The organism is Aquirufa regiilacus (genome assembly GCF_032470275.1).
Taxonomy (GTDB): domain Bacteria; phylum Bacteroidota; class Bacteroidia; order Cytophagales; family Spirosomataceae; genus Aquirufa; species Aquirufa regiilacus.
Map to the genome: position 1 here is coordinate 840,715 of NZ_JAVNWW010000001.1, position 23,036 is coordinate 863,750.

General features: G+C 39.2%; 23 protein-coding genes. 7 read left to right on the forward strand and 16 right to left on the reverse strand.

All coding sequences use genetic code 11. The features are described 5' to 3' along the window. The first annotated feature begins 6 nt into the window (after positions 1–6). Entirely contained in the window at positions 7–1,719 is a 1,713-nt protein-coding gene (locus PQG45_RS03700) for an IlvD/Edd family dehydratase (protein ID WP_315575661.1), read from the forward strand. After that, positions 1,719–2,471 (forward strand): SDR family NAD(P)-dependent oxidoreductase, encoded by a 753-nt coding sequence (locus tag PQG45_RS03705; protein ID WP_316070310.1) that lies wholly within the window; start codon positions 1,719–1,721, stop codon positions 2,469–2,471. Before PQG45_RS03700 ends, PQG45_RS03705 begins: the two co-directional genes overlap by 1 nt. On the opposite strand, the gene PQG45_RS03710 is transcribed toward PQG45_RS03705, so the two are convergent. The 10 genes from PQG45_RS03710 to fucP form a co-directional block, all read right to left on the reverse strand. Continuing rightward, positions 2,468–3,526 (reverse strand): dipeptidase, encoded by a 1,059-nt coding sequence (locus tag PQG45_RS03710; RefSeq protein WP_316070311.1) that lies wholly within the window; start codon positions 3,524–3,526, stop codon positions 2,468–2,470. The two genes, PQG45_RS03705 and PQG45_RS03710, sit on opposite strands and share 4 nt — an antisense overlap. Position 3,527: 1 nt before the next feature. After that, complete coding sequence (locus PQG45_RS03715) at positions 3,528–4,583, reverse strand: alanine racemase (RefSeq protein WP_316070312.1); 1,056 nt, start codon at positions 4,581–4,583, stop codon at positions 3,528–3,530. Beyond that, complete coding sequence (locus PQG45_RS03720; RefSeq protein ID WP_316070313.1) at positions 4,580–5,359, reverse strand: SDR family oxidoreductase; 780 nt, start codon at positions 5,357–5,359, stop codon at positions 4,580–4,582. The genes PQG45_RS03715 and PQG45_RS03720 overlap by 4 nt, the downstream gene beginning before the upstream one ends. Before the next feature lies 1 nt (position 5,360). After that, positions 5,361–6,179: an amidohydrolase family protein gene (locus PQG45_RS03725; protein WP_316070314.1), complete on the reverse strand. Its 819-nt coding sequence runs from the start codon at positions 6,177–6,179 to the stop codon at positions 5,361–5,363. Beyond that, positions 6,176–7,024 carry a fumarylacetoacetate hydrolase family protein gene (locus PQG45_RS03730; RefSeq protein ID WP_316070315.1) on the reverse strand — a complete coding sequence of 283 codons (849 nt, stop codon included), beginning with the start codon at positions 7,022–7,024 and terminating at the stop codon, positions 6,176–6,178. Before PQG45_RS03730 ends, PQG45_RS03725 begins: the two co-directional genes overlap by 4 nt. A 3-nt stretch (positions 7,025–7,027) precedes the next feature. Then, positions 7,028–7,705, reverse strand: a complete 678-nt coding sequence (locus tag PQG45_RS03735) for an SGNH/GDSL hydrolase family protein (RefSeq protein ID WP_315575648.1) — start codon at positions 7,703–7,705, stop codon at positions 7,028–7,030. 5 nt (positions 7,706–7,710) lie between these two features. Further along, positions 7,711–8,454, reverse strand: coding sequence for an SDR family NAD(P)-dependent oxidoreductase (locus PQG45_RS03740; protein WP_315575646.1), 744 nt, complete (start codon positions 8,452–8,454; stop codon positions 7,711–7,713). A gap of 126 nt (positions 8,455–8,580) precedes the next feature. Next, positions 8,581–10,227: a UxaA family hydrolase gene (locus tag PQG45_RS03745; protein ID WP_315575644.1), complete on the reverse strand. Its 1,647-nt coding sequence runs from the start codon at positions 10,225–10,227 to the stop codon at positions 8,581–8,583. Positions 10,228–10,231: 4 nt separating this feature from the next. Then, a complete protein-coding gene (locus PQG45_RS03750) occupies positions 10,232–10,564 on the reverse strand; it encodes an L-rhamnose mutarotase (protein ID WP_315575642.1) in 333 nt (110 codons plus the stop codon). Continuing rightward, entirely contained in the window at positions 10,557–11,891 is a 1,335-nt protein-coding gene (fucP, locus tag PQG45_RS03755; protein WP_315575640.1) for an L-fucose:H+ symporter permease, read from the reverse strand. Before fucP ends, PQG45_RS03750 begins: the two co-directional genes overlap by 8 nt. Positions 11,892–12,055: 164 nt before the next feature. Between fucP and PQG45_RS03760 the strand changes: the two genes are divergently transcribed. Next, the gene (locus tag PQG45_RS03760) at positions 12,056–13,489 is read left to right on the forward strand and encodes an alpha-L-fucosidase (protein WP_316070316.1); all 1,434 of its coding nucleotides are present in this window, start codon (positions 12,056–12,058) and stop codon (positions 13,487–13,489) included. Here PQG45_RS03760 and PQG45_RS03765 read toward each other — a convergent pair. From PQG45_RS03765 to ligA, 4 genes are read right to left on the reverse strand one after another with little or no spacing between them, the layout of a single operon-like run. After that, positions 13,455–13,907: a hypothetical protein gene (locus PQG45_RS03765; protein WP_316070317.1), complete on the reverse strand. Its 453-nt coding sequence runs from the start codon at positions 13,905–13,907 to the stop codon at positions 13,455–13,457. The genes PQG45_RS03760 and PQG45_RS03765 overlap by 35 nt on opposite strands. Beyond that, positions 13,888–14,190 (reverse strand): Dabb family protein, encoded by a 303-nt coding sequence (locus tag PQG45_RS03770; protein ID WP_316070318.1) that lies wholly within the window; start codon positions 14,188–14,190, stop codon positions 13,888–13,890. Before PQG45_RS03770 ends, PQG45_RS03765 begins: the two co-directional genes overlap by 20 nt. Then, complete coding sequence (gene dapA / locus PQG45_RS03775) at positions 14,190–15,089, reverse strand: 4-hydroxy-tetrahydrodipicolinate synthase (protein ID WP_315575634.1); 900 nt, start codon at positions 15,087–15,089, stop codon at positions 14,190–14,192. The genes PQG45_RS03770 and dapA overlap by 1 nt, the downstream gene beginning before the upstream one ends. 3 nt (positions 15,090–15,092) lie before the next feature. Further along, on the reverse strand, positions 15,093–17,093 hold the full coding sequence (ligA, locus tag PQG45_RS03780; protein WP_316070319.1) for an NAD-dependent DNA ligase LigA: 2,001 nt from the start codon (positions 17,091–17,093) through the stop codon (positions 15,093–15,095). A gap of 80 nt (positions 17,094–17,173) precedes the next feature. On the opposite strand from ligA, the gene rpe reads away from it, so the two are divergent. From rpe to PQG45_RS03800, 4 genes are read left to right on the forward strand one after another with little or no spacing between them, the layout of a single operon-like run. Beyond that, positions 17,174–17,830, forward strand: a complete 657-nt coding sequence (gene rpe, locus PQG45_RS03785; protein WP_315575630.1) for a ribulose-phosphate 3-epimerase — start codon at positions 17,174–17,176, stop codon at positions 17,828–17,830. 4 nt (positions 17,831–17,834) lie between these two features. Continuing rightward, positions 17,835–19,853, forward strand: coding sequence for an OmpA family protein (locus tag PQG45_RS03790; RefSeq protein WP_316070320.1), 2,019 nt, complete (start codon positions 17,835–17,837; stop codon positions 19,851–19,853). Further along, complete coding sequence (locus PQG45_RS03795; RefSeq protein WP_316070321.1) at positions 19,853–20,977, forward strand: acyltransferase family protein; 1,125 nt, start codon at positions 19,853–19,855, stop codon at positions 20,975–20,977. Before PQG45_RS03790 ends, PQG45_RS03795 begins: the two co-directional genes overlap by 1 nt. Beyond that, the gene (locus PQG45_RS03800; protein WP_315575625.1) at positions 20,977–21,726 is read left to right on the forward strand and encodes a glycosyltransferase family 2 protein; all 750 of its coding nucleotides are present in this window, start codon (positions 20,977–20,979) and stop codon (positions 21,724–21,726) included. Before PQG45_RS03795 ends, PQG45_RS03800 begins: the two co-directional genes overlap by 1 nt. A gap of 44 nt (positions 21,727–21,770) precedes the next feature. Here PQG45_RS03800 and PQG45_RS03805 read toward each other — a convergent pair whose 3' ends face one another. Further along, positions 21,771–22,343, reverse strand: a complete 573-nt coding sequence (locus tag PQG45_RS03805) for a carboxymuconolactone decarboxylase family protein (protein ID WP_316070322.1) — start codon at positions 22,341–22,343, stop codon at positions 21,771–21,773. Between the two features lie 48 nt (positions 22,344–22,391). Then, positions 22,392–22,940 (reverse strand): peroxiredoxin, encoded by a 549-nt coding sequence (locus PQG45_RS03810; protein ID WP_316070323.1) that lies wholly within the window; start codon positions 22,938–22,940, stop codon positions 22,392–22,394. Positions 22,941–23,036 lie beyond the last annotated feature (96 nt).

Sequence of the window (23,036 nt, forward strand, 5' to 3'; positions counted from 1 at the left end):
AAACCTATGAAACCTAATTTACGCTCCCAACAATGGTTTGGAAAAACTGGCAAGGATGGATTTATTTACCGTGCTTGGATGAAGAATCAAGGTATTCCAGATGATTATTTTCAAGGGAAACCGGTGATCGGAATTTGTAATACATGGTCTGAATTAACTCCATGTAATGCGCATTTTCGGGAATTAGCGGAGTTTGTTAAAAAAGGTATCATTGAAGCAGGCGGTTTTCCGGTAGAATTTCCTGTTATGTCTTTGGGGGAAACCTTGATTAAGCCTACCGCAATGCTTTATCGTAATCTGGCGAGTATGGATGTGGAGGAATCGATTCGGGCAAATCCGATCGATGGCGTTGTATTGATGTGTGGTTGTGATAAGACTACCCCTTCACTTGTTATGGGGGCTTGTAGCGTTGATTTACCGACCTTGGTGATTTCAGGTGGACCCATGATGAAGGGAAAGTTTAAAGGTAAGGAAATTGGAACATCTGATGTTTGGCGTTTTGCTGAAGCGTATAAGTTGGGTGAACTTTCACAAAAGGAATTTATTGAAGCAGAGGCTTGTATGGCGCGTACGCCTGGACATTGTGCGGTGATGGGAACAGCGTCCACGATGGCAACCATGGTTGAGGCGTTAGGTTTGAGTTTACCCCAAAATGCTGCTATTCCGGCTGCTGATGTGCGGAGAAAGGTTTTGGCTCAGCATTCCGGGCGTCGGATCGTTGAGATGGTGAATGAGGATTTAAAAATGTCGAAGGTTTTGACCCGACAAGCGTTTGAAAATGCGATTCGTGTGAATGCCGCTACAGGAGGATCAACCAATTTTGTTATTCACCTTTTAGCGATTGCGGGTCGAATTGGAGTGGATTTGCATTTGGATGATTTTGATAAGTTCTCTTTAAATATCCCTTTATTAGCGAATATTCAGCCTTCTGGGGCTCATTTCATGGAAGATTTATACTATGCGGGTGGTTTACCAGCTTTGATGAATCAAATGAAGGAACATTTGCACACATCAAGTATCACGGTGAACGGAAAAACGGTAGGTGAAAACATTACGGATACACCTATTTATGATTCAAGCATTATATCTACGTTTGATGAACCATTCAAACCTGATTCCGGCATAGCAGTGGTACGAGGTAATTTAGCGCCTCAAGGGGCGGTATTGAAGCCTTCTGCAGCATCTCCTGCCTTATTCAAGCATCGAGGAAAGGCGGTTGTATTTGAAAACATAGAAGATTACCACGCACGTATCGATTCGCCAGAATTGGATATTGATGAAACTTCCGTGATGGTTTTGAAAAATGTAGGTCCCAAAGGATATCCTGGCATGGCCGAAGTTGGTAATATGGGTATTCCAAAGAAGCTGCTTGAGAAAGGCGTTAAAGATATGGTTCGTATCTCTGACGGTCGCATGAGCGGTACTGGATTTGGAACGGTTGTATTGCACATATCGCCTGAGTCTGCTGCAGGTGGGCCTTTGAATTGGGTTCAGAATGGAGATTACATTTCGTTGGATGTTGAGAGTCGTTCGATTAATTGGGAAGTATCGGAAGCCGATTTAGCTGCCCGTAAGTTAGCCCAACCTTTTGTACCGCCTTCGATGCCGCGTGGTTATGTTGGCTTATTTATTGACCATGTAGAGCAAGCGGACCAAGGGGCTGATTTTGATTTCTTGAAAGGTGGATCCGGTTCGATTGTAACAAGAGATTCGCATTAATGAAAAAGTTCGTAGTCACAGGTGCAGGCCAAGGAATTGGCTTCGAATTGGTCAAACAGCTGTTGGGCCAAGGGCACTTTGTGATTTGGAATGAAATCGATTCCCTTGTTTTAGATCAAGCCAGTAAAACCTTAAATAAACTCGGTTTGAGCCAGTTTATCGGTATACAGGCTGATGCAGCATCTGAGGATTTTCTTCAAGAATTAGCTCAAGTACTCGATTCTAGTCCGGGCGTTTTAGCTGGTGTGGTATGTAATGCGGGTATTACCACCTTTGGTGACTTTTGGACCTATTCAAAAGAATCCATGGACCAGATTCTACGTGTGAATTTGGTAGGAACATTCTTTTTAATTCAAATGACTGCACGTTTCTTAAAGGAGCGAGAACTACCGGGTTCGATTGTTGTCATGTCTTCTGTAACGGGTCATCAGGCGCATCCTGATTTGGCAGCTTATGGCATGACAAAAGCTGCATTAAATCAATTGGTCAAGAATTTAGTGATTGATTTGTCTCCTTGTCAGATTCGCATTAATGCCATTTCTCCAGGGGCTACGATTACCGAGCGTACATCTCAAAATAAGGAATATCAAACGGATTGGTCAGAAATTACGCCATTAGGCAAGGCTGCTGATGTTTACGACATTGCCGCTGCTACCCTATTCTTTTTATCGGATCAAGCTAAACATATTACGGGCCAAACACTCGTTATTGATGGCGGTTGGACTTCAGTAAGTCCTGCGCCAAAGCATTAAGCCCAAGTTTTTTCTAGGAAATTCAACCAGTTTTGGTGACAGATTTTTTTGACATCATCTGTACTAAATCCGCGCTTTAGCAACAAGTCTGGTATTTTTTGTAAGTCGGCAATGGTCTCTATGTCATATGGACATTGCTCTCTCCCAAATCCCCCATCCAAATCTGTTCCCAATCCCACATGATTTGTATTTCCAGCTAATTCACAAATATGCGTTAAATGGTCTATCATGGTATTTAAGGTAACGCCCATGGATTTCGGAGTAGACTTGCCTCGTTCCCAATTCGGAACCATCATCCAGGCATCCATTGGCATGCCAATTACGGCGCCTCTTTCAATGAGTATTTTTAATTGGTCGTCGGAGAATTGCCTATTGTGATCTACAAGAGCTCTACAATTATGATGACTAGCCCAAACATGTCCATGGAAATGTTCCAAGGCTTCCTCAAAACTTTCATCACAGAGATGCGTGGCATCTAAAATGATATTCAATTCCTCCATTTTACGCAATAAATCGCGTCCCAATGTTCCCAATCCACCGCTTGCATTCGTCCCTTGGGCATAACGTCCCGGACCATAATGTGCAGGTCCTAAAGCGCGTAAACCAGATTCATGGGCTATTTCTAGGTATTCTAAGGAAACAATGGAGTCTGCGCCTTCAAGACTCAAAATATATCCAATGGTTTTTTGATCTTCCGGCCAAATAGTTAAATGATCATATAATTCTGGAAGATTCCGGATGGGACGTAGGTCTCCACTTTTTTCTAATGCCTTGTAATAGGCTAATTGGCCTTGTGTTTGAGCCCAAGCTTGTTCGGGAGAGTTCCAACCGGGAAGTGTGTTCGTTTTGTCAACATATCGCGCTATTTGGGTCGCAACGACTAATCCGATGTTTCCTTTTCGTAATTCTTCTAAGGATACCGTGGCAAGTCCTCGGTCTGGTTTATCAGTTAATTGGTGCTCGCGCGCATTAATTTCTTGAATGGATGCTCTCAAATCTCGATTCCATTCTAGGGCATTCATACTTAAATCTAAATGGGCGTCTATGATAAACATCTTATATCGTGATTTTGCGATTTCTTGCTAAAACATTCCAAACGCTTCCATCGCCAACTTGTAAATATTGATGTAAGGCAACTGTAGGGCATATGTGATAAGGGAACATTCGAATAATATCGCCAATTTGACAAGTTGAACTATCGCCTACTTCCACGATTCCATGTTCTTCACTTTGACTCATTAATTTCCAATCTGGATGATCAATGAATTGCAGTCGATTGTCGATTCCATTTTCAGGAGCTACTGATTTGTGTCCCACGTCGATTGAAATCGTATGGTCTGTTGGGATCGAAATAATTCGCCCAATCACCTGAACAGCCAATTCTAAGCTACTTTCAGGGTATAATTTGGCATAACCTGTATCAAAGAAAACAAAAGTTCCAGGGCTACAAACATAGCTTGGATTGGAATGATGCACTAAGAAACTTGGCGTCCCGCCTACGACAAGTTCCAAATCTTTGCGGACCTGCGGTAAAAGCGCATAAAAAGATTGAAAATCCTGCTCCACATGCTTTTGACGATCTTCAATATTTACATCACGAATATGTCCATCGTAAGCATGTAATCCCGATAAAATCAAATTCGGTAATTGCTCAATAAGTTGTATTAATGGCAACGAATCCGCTGGTTTAATCCCCGTCCGATTCATACCCATGTTTAAGTCGATAAATACGCGCTGATTGTTTGAAACGGCATTTAATGCATGTGCTGCTTGTTCATCATCAAGTAGACAGGCAAATGAAGTATTTGGGTATTTTTTGCCAAGCGTATTAAAGCGAGACAAAGTTGTGCCCGTCGGTTGCATGGACAAAAGCACATCAGGTGCTTCATCTAAGGCCAGTAATTCACATTCCGCAATGGTAGCAGCTTTGAATTTTGTAATGCCAGCGGCCAACAATAGTTGATTGACCTCACGCGTTTTATGCGTTTTAATATGAGGACGTAATCGAGTAGGATTGTTATCTACTTGATTAAGAACCCATTGTATGTTTTTTTTAACAATCTCAGGATTTACGAGTAATCCTGGACTTTCGATGTTGCTAAAGTTGATCATAATGCTCGGTCTAAATGAACATATCCGCCATCTACGTGTATAAGTTGGCCTGTTGTATGACTTGATTTCGAAGATAATAAAAAGGCCACCATTGCTCCTATTTCATCAGCCGTGGTCATTCGTTGGCCCAATGGAATTTTAGATTCAATTTCAGCTCGTTTTTCGTTAGGATTTTCAAGCGTTTGAATCCATTTTTCGTATAGGGGTGTAAAGCATTCCGCCACAATAACGGCATTAACTCGGATGTTGTGGGGTAATAATTCCACAGCCCATTCACGTGTTAATGCATTTCGTCCGCCATTGGCGGCTGCATATGCTGAAGTTCCACCTTGTCCCGTTTCGGCTGTTTTAGAGCCAATATTAACAATAGCACCTTTGGACTTAATTAAATAAGGAAGACAGGCTTGCGCCAATAAATAATAATGAACTAAGTTGGCATGTAAGGATTGCATGAATTTTTCATAAGTTCCATTGGCAAGTCCTACTCCATCGTTCACACCCGCATTATTGACTAATCCATCAATTCGACCGAACATATGCACGATATCAGCAACGACACGTGTACATTCATCGGGTTGTGTCAGTTCGGCAACAAAAGAAAATGCTTGCCCTCCTGTTGCTTGAATCAGCTCGATACATGCCTGATTGTCAGCTGCATTTCGACCTACGATAGCTACCATGGCAGATTCAAGTCCCAATGCCTGACTAATTCCTGCACCAATTCCTTTGGCCCCACCCGTGACAATAATTACCTTTTCTTTGAGTCCTAAATTCATGTTAGTCTAATGCGTAGAAGTTTTTACAATTTTGTTCGTTGATTTTTGCTTGTTCATTTGGACTCAAGGCACTAATACTAGATTTATACACATCTATCCATTGATCTAATTCACCCGCAACTTTTACAACAGGATAATCCGTGCCAAATAGTAAGCGATCAGGTCCAAATACCTCTAATGCTTCTTGAATTACTCCGTTGATTTGTTCAGTAGTCCAAGTTTTCCAATCGGCCTCCGTGATTAAGCCGGAAATTTTTGCAGAAACATGTTCTAACTCTTTGAATGCACCTATATCTTTTTTCCATTGCTTAACATCTCCTGATTTAATTGGAGGCTTTGCCAAATGATCCAAGACAATTTTTTGGTCTAATTGTTGGCAAAATACAATCCCAGCTTTCAGTTGGTGCGGAAGAATTAATAAATCATATGTATAATCAAATGCATCTAAGGCCTTTACTCCTCGAATGAAATCACTCCTCTTTAAAAATTCTGGGTCTTTTTCACCTTGAACAATATGTCTGAAACCTTTTAATGTTTCAAATTGAGAGAAATAAGCTAATCGGTCTTCAATATCTCCTTGTAGCAAATCGACCCATCCAACGACACCTTGTATGAAATTTGACTGTTCAGCTAAGGCTAATAAAAACAATGTTTCTTCTTCGGAGGAGGATGCTTGAACCGCTACGCAAGCATGGATTCCTTTGGATGAAAATAAGTCAACATTTGGATAGAAATCTTGTTGAATGACAGCCATATCAGCTGTTATCCACGTGTCGCGTTCGGCATCGTAATTCCAAAAGTGTTGATGCGAATCGATCATGCTTTGTATGCTACTGCGCTTTGTTTTTGTTCACCTAAATTATCCATACCCAGTGTTACCACATCACCTGCCTTTAGGTAGATCGGTGGTTTAAATCCTAAACCAACACCATGTGGTGTGCCGGTGGAAATGACATCACCGGGTAATAAGGTCATAAATTGTGAAATGTAGGATACGACTTGTGGTACATTAAATATCAATTGGTCCGTATTCGACGTTTGGAATCGCTTCCCATTTACATCCAAATACATGGAAAGATTATGTACATCGGAAATTTCATCCTTGGTGACTAAAATTGGACCTAAAGGTGCGAACGTGTCACAACCTTTTCCTTTGGACCAATTACCCCCGCGCTCCAATTGATATTCTCGTTCAGAATAATCATTGTGCAAACAATACCCAGCCACATAATCATAGGCATCAGCTTCTGAAACGTATTGTGCTTTTTTACCAATGACAATAGCTAATTCAACCTCCCAATCGGTTTTTGTTGAGCCTTTCGGAATGATGACCTCATCGAATGGGCCACAAAGGGCAGTCGTACTTTTAAAGAATAAAATAGGTTCTTGTGGGATTTCAGCACCTGTTTCTCGTGCATGATCAGCATAATTAAGTCCAACACAAATGATTTTTGATGGACGAGCGACACATGAACCGATACGCGCGGGTTCTTTGATCTCAGGTAAATCATTGGTCGCAACTATTTGCGCCAATTTAGCCAGTCCATCACCCGCGAAAAATGCTTCATTATAATCAATGACATGTTCTGAAACATCAAAATATTTACCATCAATCAATAATGCTGGTTTTTCTTTTTCAAATTCTCCTATTCTAACTAATTGCATCGACTATAATGTTTTGATGGTTTCCCACATGGTTTCCGCTAAGAATTGATTTCCTGCTTCATTTAGGTGCACACGATCCGTTGTTAAAATTCCTGAAGCCTTGTTTTCGATATTATTCTTTTCCTCGAAGCTTAAAAATGTTTTACGCAAGTCGATCAATTTACATTGATTATCCGTGGCAATTTTACGTATGATATTCGAGTAGGCATTTAAGTCTCCGTCGTTCTCATTGGTCGCATCAAACTTCTCGCCAATAACGGTAGGTGTGCATATAACTACTTGAATATTAGCTTTTTGCAGTCGGTTTATTAAAGCATTATAGAATCTTTCAAACTTGTCGGCATCCGTCCCTGTACGTGAGGATGTCTTGTGCCAAACATCATTTATACCTACATAAATAATCACGATATTGGGATTCTTTGCTAGAACATCTTCCTCGTGACGTAGGTATAAGTCATATATTTTATTTCCTCCGATCCCAGCACCGATTAGCTCATATTTACTTGCTAGACCCATGGTACCTAACATCTCAGCCATCTTTGTAATATACCCCGTTTTACCTACCCCTGCTTGGGTGATGGAATCGCCAAAAAAGACAATACGTTTTGGATTTTCAGCAGTTTTGAATGAGCTAAGGCTTAAAGCCATCAGAATAATGATACTTAAAATTTTCGTTTTCATAGGTTTTAGTTATTTAAATAAATGAATCCTCCGTCGATTGGATAATCACATCCCGTAATAAAAGATGCTTCATCCGAACATAAATATAAGGCTAAATTGGCAATTTCATTCGGTTTGGCCATACGACCTAGTGGTTGAGTTTTTGAAAGTTTCTCAAACATTTCTGCTTGGTTATCGGGATAGTTCTTGGCAATAAAGCCATCCACAAATGGAGTATGTACCCGACCAGGCGAAATACAATTGCATCGTATGCCTTGATTGATATAATCTTTTGCGACAGATTGTGTCATGGATTTGATTGCACCTTTGCTCATGGAATAGCCAAAACGATCCGGAATTCCTACCGATGCAGCCACGGAGGCCATGTTGAGAATTACCCCCGATTTTTGGGATACCATAAAGGGGATGAATGCCAACATGCAATGGTAAGCTCCCTTTACGTTTACATCGAAAATACGTTGGAAATCAGCGGGTTGGGTTTTCTCTAAATTTCCTATTTGCGGAATACCAGCATTATTGATTAAAATATCGATTGGTGAAATGCGTGTGGCGATTTGCTCAACAACTTCAAAATTGGATATATCAGCTTGGTGATACGTGATCTTAGCATGAGCATTTTCACCTGGAAGATGTAAGTCGATGACATGTACTTCCGCGCCTTGTTGCTGGAACAAGGTGGCAATGGATTCCCCTATTCCGGAACAACCACCTGTAACAACCACTTTTTTATCTTTTAAAGAGAATAGCATAATATGATTTTTAGTCGCTAGTCACTAGTCGCTAGCTGTTATATTCTTTTTTAACTCCTCACTCGCAACTCTTACCTCTTCACTCTTCACTCTTCACTCTTCACTCTTCACTCTTCACTCTTACCTCTACAGCGATACCCCTCTCCTCCAAAACATAAAATCATCTTGCCCTAAATCCATGGCTTTGGTTGTGATTTCCCCTGAAGCGAGCTGGATAATGTATTCCAATACCTCCTCGCCCATTTCTTCTACCGTTTTTTCACCACGAATAATGGGTCCACAATCAATATCGATGATTTCAGGCAGTTTTTCGGCAAGTCGCGTATTGGTTGACAATTTTACCATCGGACTAATCGGATTACCGGTTGGCGTTCCTAAGCCCGTGGTAAACAATTGAATGGTTGCCCCTGCTCCTGCCATGCCCGTTGTTGCCAATACATCATTTCCAGGTGTACAGACTAAATTTAGACCTGTCTGAGTTGCATATTGACCATATCCTAATGCATCAACAATTGGCGAAGAACCTGCTTTTTTGGCTGCTCCTGCTGATTTAATTGCATCGGTAATTAAACCATCTTTAATATTTCCTGGAGATGGATTCATGTCGAAGCCTGCGCCTACCGCCGCAGCTCTTTTTGCATATTCACGCATCATTTTACCAAAATTGTCGGCAACTTCTGCATTCACGGAACGGTTTTGCAATTCCTGCTCTACACCACAAAGTTCAGGAAATTCGGCAATCATGACTGTTCCGCCCAGTCCAACTAACAAATCAGCTGTATGGCCAATGGCTGGATTAGCTGAAATGCCTGAAAATCCATCGGAGCCCCCACATTTAACACCTAAGCGTAAAGCGGATAATGGAGCAGGTTTACGGTCAATTTTGTTGATTTCAATGAGTCCTTCAAAGGTTTTCAATACGACTTCATTCAATAAATTGTCTACGCCACTTCCTTCGTCTTGCTGCTGTTCGAAAAAGTGAATGGGTTTTGAGAAATTCGAGTCTTTTTCTTTTAGCTTCTCTTTAAATACCTCTATTTGTGAATGTTGACAACCCAAACTTAAGATGCTTATACCACCCACATTAGGATTCACACAATAACCGGCTAATAAAGTACATAGATTCATTGAGTCATCTTTATTTTCTCCGCAGCCACTTTCATGCGTCAGGAATTTGATGCCATCTACATTCGGGAATAAAGGACTTTTTGCAATAATAGCTTCTGTGGTTGATGCGCCTAAACTCAATTGTTCGCCAGATGCATATTGATTTTTTAGTCGGATGACTTGATCCGTGATGGAATCGTTTTTCTGAAAACCTAGTCCTTGTACAAAGGCATTTTTAAGTAACTCGATATTTCTGTTTTCGCAGAATACAAGGGGAATAACAAGCCAATAGTTTTGTGTTCCTACTTGTCCATCCGCACGGTGATAGCCATTAAATGTTCTATTTTGGAATTTAGTGACATCAGGACTATTCCATGTGTAATCCTTTTGTTTACCTACAAAATCTTGCGAAGCATGATGTAAGTTAAACGTGTGAATTAAACCTCCTCTGGGAATATCTTGACTCGCGTGACCCACTAACACTCCATACATGTAGGCATTTCCATCTTTAGGAATCGCTACTGTGGTAAATTTGTGTTTTGCTGCGATATCATCTTGCAAGGTGATTTCGGTATCAGCATGCTGGATGATTGTTCCCTTTTTTAGGTCCTGTAAGGCAACGAGTAGATTATCGGTAGGGTTGATTTGTAGGAAAGTACTTGACATATAATTAATTAAGGCTAAATATTCGTTTGGTTAATACCCACTTTTCGGTTGGCTTCGATCCTGGTATACGTTGTTGAAATTGATTCATTAATGTTTCCCAGTCTTGAACTGCTTCATTTTCTTCATCTGCTTTGGACTTGGCTTCAAATGAAAATGTTTCGTCTGCTATTATTTCCATGACCAGTCGATTCGCATAGCGATAAATTTCCATCTGTGTAATCCCAGACGCTCGAATACTTTGATCAATTTCGGCCGGGATTTGCTTATGATAATCTTCATATTGACGAATGGAAGTCTCCTCGTCTACCAAATCTAAGATCAATAGAAATTTATGCATGTTCTTTAATTTCGGATCCTTTAAAGGCATAAAACACGATATACGAAAAGCAAATAAGTGGTATTGCTAAGGCAACATTGGTATTGACTTTAAATAAGGATGCTGCTAATGGTGGAACTATTGCACCACCCACAATGGACATGATGATTAATGAAGATGCAAGCTTTGACCCTTCGCCTAAATTCTTACAAGACAACGCAAAAATGGTAGGAAACATGATGGATTGGCAAAAATAAACAAACATGATTGCAATGACCGCGGTGATTCCTCCCCCTACCATGGCAACGATGAGGGAAACGACAGCTCCAACGGCATAAAAGCCTAGAATTAAGCTCGATTTGAATTTACCCATTAAGAAAGTCCCAAGGAAGCGACCTATTAAGAATAAAATGAATGCAAAAGAGGCATGAAAACTTGCCATTTGTGTAGCCGACATCGAGGAGGAAATTTGATAGATCTTCTCAACGATCCACAAATTCGTATCGGGTGCATAATCCAATTTTAAATCAACAAAATTACCCCAAAGTGTTACCTGAGCTCCAACGTTTAAAAACTGCGCGATAATTCCTAAAACAAGGTGTTTATGTTTTAATAAATCGCTGATTGAAATGCTAGACTCTTTCTCTTTTTCCGACTTTAATTCAGGCATTTTGGTGATGGCAAAAAGGATTGCAACGAATGTCACAACAGCACCAACGAGTAAATAGGGCGTTTGTACAGAAGATGCATGAGCGGCACGAATAGCTTCCGATTCTGCGATCGGCATAGCTGCTAGCGCTTCTCTCGAATATTCTTTTTCAGAAAATATAAATAGCCCACCGATGACAGGGCCTAAAATAATACTCATTCCATTGAATGATTGTGCAAAATTCAAACGAAAATCTCCTTTGGCAGGATCACCTAAAACAGTAACATATAAATTTGCAGCTGTTTCTAGAAATGCAATCCCACTTGCAATCATAAATAAGGCGAGTAAAAAGAAAGAATATTCGCGAACCTCTGCCGCTGGGTAAAATAGGAATGCACCAGCTGCATATAAAATTAAGCCTAACAATATTCCTGCTTTATAACCGTATTTTCGCATGACAACGCCCGCGGGTAAAGCCATGACGAAATAGCCAAAATAAAAGGCTGTTTCAACGATATTTGCTTGCCAACGTTGTAAGTCGAGCGCCGTTTGAAATTGTTTGACAAGCGTACCATTTAAGCTATTAGCAAGACCCCAAAGAAAAAATAAACTTGTAACTAAGATTAATGGAATTGTGTAATTGTTTTTACCATTTGCTACGATACGCGTAGAATCTTGATTTGATTGAGGTAATGCCATTGGGATAAGTTTATAGGTAAAGTCAAAAGTTCGACCAATTTACCTTCTTTTGATTAAATATATCATAAAATTTGTCTAAGTTTTGATTTGGATTTCTAATCTATTAGTTTGATAAAAATATCGAGATAATCTGCTTGATTAATTGGTGAAACGCTAAACTATTTATGAAAAATATTCTTCTAAGCATTCTTCTTCTGAATATTCTTTCTTGGGATATTAATGGTCAATCGATTAAGCCTATTTACCCCATTCCGTCTTCTAAGCAATTGAACTGGCAAGCGTTGGAATACTATGGATTCGTGCATTTCAATATGAATACATTTACAAATGTTGAATGGGGAGAAGGCAAAGAAGATCCTCGCCTATTTAATCCTTCCGCCCTAGATTGTGCTCAATGGGTTCGGATAGCGAAAGCAGCAGGAATGAAGGGATTGATTTTAACAGCGAAACATCATGACGGGTTTGCCTTATATCCATCAAAATATACAGAGCATTCAGTCAAAAAATCACCTTGGAAACAAGGAAAAGGAGATGTTGTCAGAGAATTGGCAAATGCCTGCAAGAAACAGGGTTTGAAGTTAGGGATCTATTTATCCCCATGGGATCGATTTCACCCTGCATATGGAACGGAATCGTACAATCAAGTATATGCAAATATGCAAAAGGAGTTATTGACGCAATACGGACCCATTTTTGAGTTTTGGTACGATGGGGCAAATGGCGAAGGGCCTAATGGAAAGAAACAAGTGTATGATTGGAAGTTGTTTCATTCGGTGGTAAATAAGTATCAACCACAAGCGGTTCAATTCTCAGATAATGGTCCTGACATTCGTTGGGTCGGGAATGAACGTGGATATTCCTATGAAACCATGTGGTCTCCCATTAATAAGGATGAAATATATCCTGGATATCCCAAATTTGATGATTACCGAAATGGTCAAGAACAGGGAAGTCATTGGGTAGCCCCTGAGGTTGATGTAAGTTTGCGTCCAGGTTGGTATTATCACCCTGATCAAGACTCAAAAGTTAAGTCACCAGATTCCCTCATGCGTATTTATGTGGCTTCAGTAGGACGGAATGCTAATTTATTAATTAATATTCCTGTGGATACACGTGGATTAATTCATCCAAATGATTCCGCTGCTTTAATGGGCTTACGTGATCTTATGAAGGAAGGGCTTAAAAGTCGATTAATAGTATCCGATAAATTTATGGCTTCCTCTTCCGTGCATGGTCACCCTGTTCAACTTATTAAGGACGGAAGTGTGAGCAGTTTTTGGGCAGCTTTGCAAAAGGATATTCATCCAACTATTCAATGGAACACGATGGATGCTCGATTAGCAAATGCGGTTTTATTGCAGGAACCCATCGCACTAGGCCAACGAGTTAAACGATTTGTAATTACGATTACGGATGATTCAAACCAAATTGAAAAGTTGACTGGTTTTACCATCGGAAATAAGCGTATCATTCCATTCAAAGCGCGTAAAATAAAAAGCATCCAAGTGGATTTCTTGGATGCTCGAGGACAAGTACTCTTGTCAAATTTTGATGTATTGAATATTACTTCAACACGTAACGAATCGCTGTACCACTAAAAGTATAGCCGTTAGCATCTTTCGTTGTGTAAACTTGGTATTTAATGTCCATCAAAGCTGAAGCGCCTAGCTCTTCGGCTTTAGCAACCATCTTATCTAAGATTTCCTTTTTCTTATTTTGGTGATTGCCTCGATTTAACATTTTACCATTTTGCGTTTGATCGACCGACAAAGGTATTTCATCTGAAAAGGAAATAGCTTCAATCACAGCGTAACTTTGCTTGGGTTGCTCATTGCTATAAAATATATCAATCGCATATTTGAGCGGTATTTCGAAACCAAGTCCATCATGTCGCTCTATCCCACCGTCCTTGTAATTAGGACTGTAATACGTGGACGGCTGAACATGTTTAGAACAACTCATTACAGTACTCATCAGTAGGATTCCTACTGCGTACTTAGATGCTTTCTGAATCATAGATTAATACTTTATCCCAAAGTGATGCACAATCTTCAATGAATTTCAAGTGAATTGGGTGTGTTTGATACACATCATGTCCAGCTTCTTCTTCAAAAGTTGTCAATAAACAGTAATCATATGAACGATCAATGACCGGACGATCCGTTTTAGCGGGTTTTCCTACGCTGAATACATCTACTGTATCAACATCAGCAAGTGAACTTACACCTGCCTCAAATTTTTGAATATCTTCCGCAGATAATCCCTTTTTTAACCAAAAGTTAACGACGTGTACAAACATTAATTGGATAATTTAACTTGTTGAATAATTTGTTCTAATTTTTTTCCTAGGTCATCTGAACCTTCAGCAAGTGGCATTCTCACTTGACCTGACATTAATCCTTTTAACGCTAGAATTTTCTTGACACCGACTGGATTTCCTTCTTCGTATAAGAAAGGATCAATGGTCAAAAATGCAGCTAAAGACTTTTGTGCTCCTTTAAAATCCCCCGCTAGTGCGGCATGAATCATCGTTGTGAATTGATTTGGAAATGCATTGGCAATTACAGACATTACCCCTACTCCACCAATGGATATGATGGGTACCGCCTGCACATCATCACCTGAGATCAAAAGGAAATCTTCAGGTTTGTGAAAAGCTATTTCCATGCATTGTTCTATAATACATGAAGCTTCTTTGATTCCAATGATATTTTTATGCTCGCTTAGCGTTAAAACTGTTTCTGCCGACATGTTGATTCCGGTTCTTCCGGGAATATTGTACATAATAACAGGAACGGGGCAAGCATCTGCAACCGCTTGATAATGTGCAATAACGCCACGTGCACTTGGTTTATTGTAGTAAGGACAAACGGACAATATAGCGTCAATACCCGTAAAGTCCGTTGTTTTAATCTGACTGATTAAACTTTCCGTATTATTACCCCCTAGCCCATAAACTATAGGTAATTGCTTCGCATTGCTCTCCTTGATTGTGGCAACAATTTTTTTCTTTTCATCTGCAGTTGTTGTAGCAGATTCACCTGTCGTTCCTTGAACAACTAGGTAATCTACTCCACCTTGGCTAACGTGGTTAACCAATTTTTCTAATCCTTTCCAATCGATGCTACGATCAGCCAACATGGGTGTAACAAGTGCAGGAGCAACACCATGAAATTTAGGTAATGGTTGTGATTGCATACATTAGGTAAGAAGCGCTAAAAACTCTTCTTCGCTTAAAATTTGAATATTTAATTGATTTGCCTTTTCTAGTTTCGCGGGGCCCATATTGTTTCCAGCGACTAGGTAATCGAGTTTTGATGAGATACTTGATACAACTTTGCCTCCATTCGCAATGATTTTGGCCTTTAACTCATCTCGTTCAAAATTTTCAAAGACTCCCGAAATTACAAAACTTTTTCCGACTAAAGCCTGCCCTTCCAAGACTATTTCTTGTATTTCTTCAGATAATTGTACTTGAGCTGCTCTTAATTTTTCGATAAAGTTTTGGTTATCCGCTTCTTTGAAAAAATCTAGAATACTAAGCGCAATGCGATCTCCTATTTCTGGCACATTGACTAATTCATCATAAGATGCGTGGCTTAAATTTTCGATGCTATGAAAGGATTGCACTAATTTTTCAGCAATTGTAGCGCCAATATGTCGAATACCAATTCCAAAAAGTACTTGTCTAAATGGAATTTCCTTCGATTTAATGATTGATGTTAAAATATTAGCAATGGATTTGCTTTGAAATCCATCTAATCCCTCAAAGCTTGCTTCGTTTAAAGTATATAAATCAGCCGCATTGCGGATGATGCCACGCTCGACTAATAAATCAATCGTCTCTGTGCCCAGATTTTCAATATTTAAAGCTTTCCGTTGGATGAAATGTTCAATTCTTCCTTTTATCTGAGGGGGGCAATGATGATCATTAGTGCAATAATGATTCGCCTCCCCCTCATGGCGTATTAATTCGTGATCACATGCAGGACAATGCGTAGGGAATTCGAATTTTATTGCATTGGCAATTCTTTTGGCAGAATCAACACCCGTTATTTTAGGAATGATTTCTCCACCTTTCTCAATGAATACGGTATCGTTTACATGTAGATCTAATCGCTCCATTTCATTCGCATTGTGAATGGAAGCTCTTTTTATAACAGTGCCAGCTAAGTAAACTGGATTTAAATTAGCAACAGGCGTGACATTTCCTGTTCGACCTACTTGATAGGAAACACTTTCAATCCGCGTGTGCGCGATCTCAGATGGATATTTGTAGGCAATCGCCCAACGAGGTGATTTTGCCGTAAATCCTAATCTTTCTTGTTGGCCTAAATCATTGATTTTTATCACGATTCCATCCGTATTCAAGGGTAGGTCGTGTCGCTTATCTTCCCAAGCCGAAATGTATTGAATTACTTCATCAATGCTTCCACATTTCTGATAAGTAGCTGACACGGGAAATCCATTTTCTTGCATCAATTTTAATCCCTCCTCATGGGTTTGAAAGGGTATCTCATTCCCTAAATAGGCATAGACAAAACAAGCCATATTGCGTTGCGCAACAACTCTAGAATCTTGCATTTTGAAAGTTCCAGATGCTGCATTTCGCGGATTAGCTAAAGGAGCTTCGCCATTCGCTATTTTATCAGCATTTATTTTATCGAAAGAACTAATGGGCATGTATCCTTCTCCCCTTACTTCAAATGTGGCGGGGAAATCGGTAGACGTAATGGTTTGAGGAATACTCCGAATGGTTTTAACATTGTTTGTTATGTCATCCCCACGGGTTCCGTCACCCCGGGTTACTCCTTTTATGAGTTTGCCATTTTCATACCAAAAGGAAAGCGCTACACCATCGAACTTTAATTCACATACATATTCGTATGGTTCTTCACCTAAGGCTTTTTGAATTCGTTCATCAAAATCCCTTAAATCACTTTCATTGTAGGTATTACCAAGCGAAAGCATGGGGAATTGATGCGTAACCGATTGGAAGGTTTTGGTTATGCTCCCACCAACATGTTGCGTTGGGCTGTTAGGTATGGCAAATAATGGATTTTCACATTCGAGTTTTTGAAGTTCGGCAAGGAGTTTGTCGAAGGCTTCATCTGAAATTAAACTCTCATTTAATTGATAATATGCATGGTTATAGTGGTTGATTTGATCCACTAGATCTTGCATCTTTTTTTGAATATCCATAAACAATAATTTAGCGTACAAAGTTAATCCTAATCTTATCAGAAATAAACCTTAGCGAATATTTTTCATACCTTTGTAAAATGGAAAAATTAATCATCGCCCCTTCAATATTGGCAGCAGATTTTGCCAACTTAGCTCAAGAAACAAACATGTTAAATGAATCAGCTGCAGCTTGGATTCATATTGATGTCATGGACGGGGTTTTTGTTCCCAATATATCCTTTGGTTTCCCGGTGCTAGAAGCTGTGCGTAAACACACAACGAAGTTTTTGGATTGTCATTTGATGATTGAAAAGCCTGAGCGATATATTGCACAATTCGCTGCAAGTGGTGCAAATATGATAACGGTTCATGCAGAAGCTTGCCCGCATTTACATCGTACGATACAGCAAATAAAGTCGGAAGGTTGTTTGGCTGGTGTCGCAATAAATCCAGGTACTCCCGTTTCTATATTGGAAGATGTTATTGGTGATTTGGATTTGGCGTTAATCATGTCGGTAAATCCAGGTTTTGGTGGGCAGAAATTTATTTCCAATGCGATTCAAAAAACGGCAAAATTGAAAGCATTAATTGATTCAACGGGAAAAGATATCTATTTAGAAATTGATGGTGGTGTAAATCAAGTTAATGCTGGTGCACTTCATCATGCTGGAGCCAATGTTTTAGTGGCAGGTAGTTTTGTTTTTGCATCCGCAGATCCTAAAGCAACCATTCAAGAATTAGTTTCCTTGGCTTAATTATATGCGTCAATTCGCTTTAGTTATTGTATTGCTTTGTTCGCTGTTTAACTTACCAGCGCAATCTGTGCAGTGGGCATCTAAAGTGTTGACTTTTTCAAGTGAATACACGGACCCTTTATTAGGAAAAGAATACCGCGCTCTACATATACTAGGTCGACCAAGCAAGTATCCAAAATTTGCCGCCAGCCCCAGTGCCTGGCAATCCTTAACACCTGATAATCCAGGAGGGGAATTTATTATTGTGTCGTTCGATACAGCCAAGGTTATTAAGCAGGTCGCTATTTTCGAAAATTTTGGTGCGGGTTCGATTACAAGAGTTGACGCACTCGATGAGAATAATCGCTTATTTTTATTGAAAGAGTTTCCTAATGGATATGCCCTAGCAAATGGTCAGTTGACCCGCGTACGATTAGCCTCTCCTACTCCTTTTAAAGTTAAATCCATTAAGATTACACTGAACTCGATGCGGGTTCAAGGTTACTCCCAAATTGATGCGATTGCAATCTCGGATGTTGACACACCGATAGAGGATCGGATTAAGTTGGAAGTGGATCCCAATGCGTATTTGGTTAAAGAGAATTTAGGAACTGCGATTAACTCGAAGTTCAATGAGATTTGTCCAGTTGTTAGTCCTGATGGGAAAAAATTGTATTTCACCCGCTGGAAACATCCGGATAATTTGGGTGCTAATAAAAATCAAGATATTTGGGTTGCCAATTTAAATGACAAGCAACAATGGGATAAGGCTAGCTTGTTTCCATCTCCGATTAATAACGATGAAAATAATGCAGTTTGTGGAATTTCACCAAACGGTAAAACCATGTTGCTTAATAATGTATATGGCAAGGATGGTCAAATGGAAAAAGGGGTTTCGCTTTCTTTTCTATTACGAACCGGTGAATGGAGTTTTCCTAAACCGATTCGTATTCAAAATTTTAAAAATAAATCTGAGTATTCTGAGTATACATTAGCACCCAATGGGAAGGTCTTGCTCATGACAACAGAGACGAAAGATTCCTATGGAGGGAAAGATATTTATGTTTCCTTTTTAAAGGCAGACGATACCTGGACCGAACCCAAAAATATTGGTTCATCCGTAAATACAGGAGAATCAGAGAGTACGCCTTTTATAGCTCCCGATGGACAAACGATGTATTTTTCTTCTAGTGGTCATGTGGGATATGGCAACAATGATATCTTCCTAACAAGACGCTTGGACGATTCTTGGTTAAACTGGTCAGTTCCCGAAAATGTGGGGCCCGTTGTCAATACGAATCAATGGGATGGCTATTTTACGGTATCAGCCAAGGGTGATTTTGCCTATTTTAGCTCGGTCGAAAACTCCATGGGCGCCGAAGATATTTACCGCATTAAGATTCCTGATAAAGTTAAACCACAAACCTTGGTTCAAGTTTCGGGTCAGGTGATCAATCAGTTATCTAAACTTCCTGTGGCATCAAAAATTTTGGTTCGTTCACGTGCTTCGGCTGATACAATGCAAATCGATTATGATCCGTATTTAGGCGATTTTAGTTTTATGTGGCCGAGTAAAAAGCCTTTTTATTTAGAAATCAAATCAAAAGGTTTTCTTATGAAACGAGTTAATTTGGATTTTAGAGACCAAATTAGCTTCAGTGAGTCAAAACAAATTATTGGTTTGACACCACTCGAATTAAATAAACAATTTAAAGTTCCAAACCTTAACTTCGCCCAAAGTAAATCGGAAATTAGTAAAGAATCCTTTGCTTCACTTGATGAAATTGTTTCCATATTGCAAGACAATGAAGGTTTAAATGTCTTAATTGAAGGGCATACCGATAATCAAGGAGATTGGGATGAAAACTTAAAGTTATCTAATGAACGAGTTGAGCAAGTCAAGGGCTACTTAATTAAGCAAGGTATAGAGTCTTCTCGCATTCAAGCAAAAGGTTGGGGTGGTACTAAACTCTTGTCGACAAGTACCGCTGAAGAAAAAAGACGCCTGAATAGACGTGTCGAATTTAGTTTTTATGTAAAATAATGACGGGTAAAAAAGAATTGTATTTCAATCAATTAAACGGCATTCGATTTATTGCTGTTATGCTGGTATTACTCGATCATTGGTTGATTCCCATTAATCCTTTTTCATTTTTGGGGCATTTAGGCGTTGTTATTTTCTTCGTCTTAAGTGGTTTTCTGATTACCCGCATCTTGTTTGAAAATGCAGATGATTGTGGGAAGAATCATTCTTCTCCAACGGCTAAAATTATTCGTTTTATATACAGGAGATCTTTAAGGATATTTCCAATCTATTTTCTGCTCATGTTTATCGGTTTGGTATTAGGCCTATCGAATATGCGCAATTTGTGGCCTTACCTTTTCTTTTATCTACCTAATATTTATATCATGTTGAAAGGTACATGGTTAGGCATTTGGGATCACTTGTGGTCATTAGCGGTTGAAGAGCAATATTACCTTGTTTTCCCCTATTTTATATTATTACTTTCCCCCAAACGCTACCCTTGGTTATTTATAGCCATGTTGTTCATCGGAATCGGTACGCGTTTAGGTTTTTCTCTTTATGCTTCGCACGACATGAAAGAAAATAATTGGATGTGGTGGTATGTAAATCCATTTTCGGCGGTTGATTGTTTTGGCTTAGGTGGTGTTCTTGCTTATTTATATCATTATAAGCAAACGTATTTTCAATCAATTAAATTTCTGAAGTTAGGTCTACTGATATCGGTGCTATTATTCGTTGGGGTTTTAAATTTGGCCAAAATGTCCGAATTCCCACATGACAATGTTTGGTCGATTGTATTTGAACGATTTTCAGGAGCAATCGTAGCATTATTTTTCATTGCGCTTTGCATAAGAACAGATACTTGGGAGTTAAGCTCTTTCTTGCAAGGTAAGGTTATTTCTTATTTAGGTAAAATTTCCTACGGGCTTTATTTATATCATAACATTGTCATGAATTACTACCATGATCAGGGGAATACAATCTGGTATTATTTAACATCACATCTACCTGATTTTCACTTAGAATTAGTTAATTTTACAGCCTATAAGTTTTTGATTTGCCTCTCGTTATTGATTGGCATCTCAAGTTTATCCTGGTTCTTGGTCGAAAAGCCTATCAACAAATATAAAAATCGTATTTAATGCAAAATGAGTTAGATTTAGTCGTGGTTATTCCAGCTTACAATGAGGAAGCTTGCATACGCGATGTCGTACCTAATTGGATTGAAGGTATATCGAAAACAGTTTCTAAGGATCGTTTTAAATTGTTGATTATAAACGATGGTTCACGCGATAATACAGGTGCTATTTTAGATGAATTAGCAGGTGAATATCCTAATTTGATTGCTAAACATCAATTGAATGGAGGTCATGGAAATGCCATTTACAATGGCTACCAAATGGCAGTTGATATGAATCCTGATTTTGTTTTTCAAACGGACTCAGACGATCAATTTGACCCTAAAGATTTTCATAAGTTTTGGGAAAAACGGAATGAATCTAATTTTGTGTTAGGTTTCCGTGAGGTTCGCCATGATGATCCTTTCCGTTTAGTTATCACACGGATTTTGAAGTTTTCTTTGTTGTTTATCTATGGAACCTATATCCATGATGCTAATATTCCATTTCGCTTGATTCGTACGGGGTATTTAAAGAAATTATTAGCTGCATTGCCCAAGACTGTTCCATTTGCTCCTAATATCTTTTTGTCTGTTTTGGCCAAAAAAGCTGGAGAGAAATTATTTGATATACCTGTACTTCACAAAGAACGTGAAACTGGGGAGGTATCCATCCGACACATGAAGTTATTAAAGGTTTGTTGGCAAAGTTTTAAAGAACTCGCTAGATTTAGATTCGATCTAAATCGTATGGTAGAAGAGATTAAAAAATAATAAAAAAAGGCTAATTCAACTCAGAATTAGCCTTTTTTATGTACTTATAATAATACGATTAAGCTCTTGAAGATTGCTGTTAATCGAACAGCATCTAAGATTCGAGCTTCAGTGGCTCCATGGTTTTTAACCGATTGTTCGTGTGATGTGACACACATTTCACAACCATTGATGGCAGAAACTGTTAAGCTAGCTAATTCAAAGAATTCCTTCCCTAATACAGGATTCATCATGATAGACATGCGAATGCCTGCTGGTGCTGTATTGTAATACTCTTTATCAACAAAATGTTTAAAGCGATAAAAGATATTGTTCGCGTTCAATAACGAAACCAAGGCATGTATTTCCTTTATTTCGGCATCATTTGATCCTTTTTCTAAAGCTAATGCTGTTAGTGAATCAATTGTACGTTCGTGTTTTTGGTTAACTGATACAGCTAATGCCAATAACAATGCTTCTTTCTCCGACAACGTTTGTGCGCGCAAGGCATTTGAAACGTTGATTTTTAAATCTTTAATGTAACGATGATCTGCTGCATCTAATGAATCCAAAAGGGCAAAGGATTCCGTGGCAGGGATATTAATCTCCGCCAATAAGTTATCTCTAGTCTCACTCATGGTTGATTGTTTTAATAAGCCCCAGGGAATCTGGGGCTTAATGAAATATTATAATGTTGCTTCTCCAGCTTTCCAGTTACATGGGCAAAGCTCATCTGTTTGCAAAGCATCTAACACACGAAGAACCTCGTCTACGTTACGTCCTACTGATAAGTCATTTGCAGAAGCCCAACGGATGATACCATCTTGGTCAGCGATATATGTAACACGGTATGCTACCTTCTCTCCTTCTGTTAAAATTCCTAATTCTTCAGCTAAGCTCTTTGAAGTATCTGCCAACATAGGGAATTTCAAACCACGAAGATCATCGTGGTCTCTTCTCCAAGCTGCATGTACGAATTCTGAGTCCGTTGAAGCGCCAATTAATGAAGCATCACGGTCAGCGAAATCACCTGCACGACGATTGAATTCAGCAATTTCAGTTGGACATACGAAAGTAAAATCTTTCGGCCACCAAAACATTACTAACCATTTACCGTCTTTTTTGTGATCTTCAGAAGTAATTGTTGCGAATTCTTTTCCTTGCTCTAAAGAAACAACTGCTGTTTTTGAAAATGTAGGAAATTGGCTTCCTAAACCTAACATGTAATTTGCCATTTGTATAAGTGTTTTGTTTGTTCTAATAAATGATGTTGCAAATATCGCAGGTAATATAATATCAATCAAATCTATATTTTTTATATTTGTATAGAT

Excerpts from the sequence above, each read along its gene's own strand:
- PQG45_RS03700 (WP_315575661.1), top strand. The coding sequence starts at position 7 with ATGAAACCTAATTTACGCTCCCAACAATGGTTTGGAAAAACTGGCAAG.
- PQG45_RS03705 (WP_316070310.1), top strand. The coding sequence starts at position 1,719 with ATGAAAAAGTTCGTAGTCACAGGTGCAGGCCAAGGAATTGGCTTCGAA.
- PQG45_RS03710 (WP_316070311.1), bottom strand. The coding sequence starts at position 3,526 with ATGTTTATCATAGACGCCCATTTAGATTTAAGTATGAATGCCCTAGAA.
- PQG45_RS03715 (WP_316070312.1), bottom strand. The coding sequence starts at position 4,583 with ATGATCAACTTTAGCAACATCGAAAGTCCAGGATTACTCGTAAATCCT.
- PQG45_RS03720 (WP_316070313.1), bottom strand. The coding sequence starts at position 5,359 with ATGAATTTAGGACTCAAAGAAAAGGTAATTATTGTCACGGGTGGGGCC.
- PQG45_RS03725 (WP_316070314.1), bottom strand. The coding sequence starts at position 6,179 with ATGATCGATTCGCATCAACACTTTTGGAATTACGATGCCGAACGCGAC.
- PQG45_RS03730 (WP_316070315.1), bottom strand. The coding sequence starts at position 7,024 with ATGCAATTAGTTAGAATAGGAGAATTTGAAAAAGAAAAACCAGCATTA.
- PQG45_RS03735 (WP_315575648.1), bottom strand. The coding sequence starts at position 7,705 with ATGAAAACGAAAATTTTAAGTATCATTATTCTGATGGCTTTAAGCCTT.
- PQG45_RS03740 (WP_315575646.1), bottom strand. The coding sequence starts at position 8,454 with ATGCTATTCTCTTTAAAAGATAAAAAAGTGGTTGTTACAGGTGGTTGT.
- PQG45_RS03745 (WP_315575644.1), bottom strand. The coding sequence starts at position 10,227 with ATGTCAAGTACTTTCCTACAAATCAACCCTACCGATAATCTACTCGTT.
- PQG45_RS03750 (WP_315575642.1), bottom strand. The coding sequence starts at position 10,564 with ATGCATAAATTTCTATTGATCTTAGATTTGGTAGACGAGGAGACTTCC.
- fucP (WP_315575640.1), bottom strand. The coding sequence starts at position 11,891 with ATGGCATTACCTCAATCAAATCAAGATTCTACGCGTATCGTAGCAAAT.
- PQG45_RS03760 (WP_316070316.1), top strand. The coding sequence starts at position 12,056 with ATGAAAAATATTCTTCTAAGCATTCTTCTTCTGAATATTCTTTCTTGG.
- PQG45_RS03765 (WP_316070317.1), bottom strand. The coding sequence starts at position 13,907 with ATGATTCAGAAAGCATCTAAGTACGCAGTAGGAATCCTACTGATGAGT.
- PQG45_RS03770 (WP_316070318.1), bottom strand. The coding sequence starts at position 14,190 with ATGTTTGTACACGTCGTTAACTTTTGGTTAAAAAAGGGATTATCTGCG.
- dapA (WP_315575634.1), bottom strand. The coding sequence starts at position 15,089 with ATGCAATCACAACCATTACCTAAATTTCATGGTGTTGCTCCTGCACTT.
- ligA (WP_316070319.1), bottom strand. The coding sequence starts at position 17,093 with ATGGATATTCAAAAAAAGATGCAAGATCTAGTGGATCAAATCAACCAC.
- rpe (WP_315575630.1), top strand. The coding sequence starts at position 17,174 with ATGGAAAAATTAATCATCGCCCCTTCAATATTGGCAGCAGATTTTGCC.
- PQG45_RS03790 (WP_316070320.1), top strand. The coding sequence starts at position 17,835 with ATGCGTCAATTCGCTTTAGTTATTGTATTGCTTTGTTCGCTGTTTAAC.
- PQG45_RS03795 (WP_316070321.1), top strand. The coding sequence starts at position 19,853 with ATGACGGGTAAAAAAGAATTGTATTTCAATCAATTAAACGGCATTCGA.
- PQG45_RS03800 (WP_315575625.1), top strand. The coding sequence starts at position 20,977 with ATGCAAAATGAGTTAGATTTAGTCGTGGTTATTCCAGCTTACAATGAG.
- PQG45_RS03805 (WP_316070322.1), bottom strand. The coding sequence starts at position 22,343 with ATGAGTGAGACTAGAGATAACTTATTGGCGGAGATTAATATCCCTGCC.
- PQG45_RS03810 (WP_316070323.1), bottom strand. The coding sequence starts at position 22,940 with ATGGCAAATTACATGTTAGGTTTAGGAAGCCAATTTCCTACATTTTCA.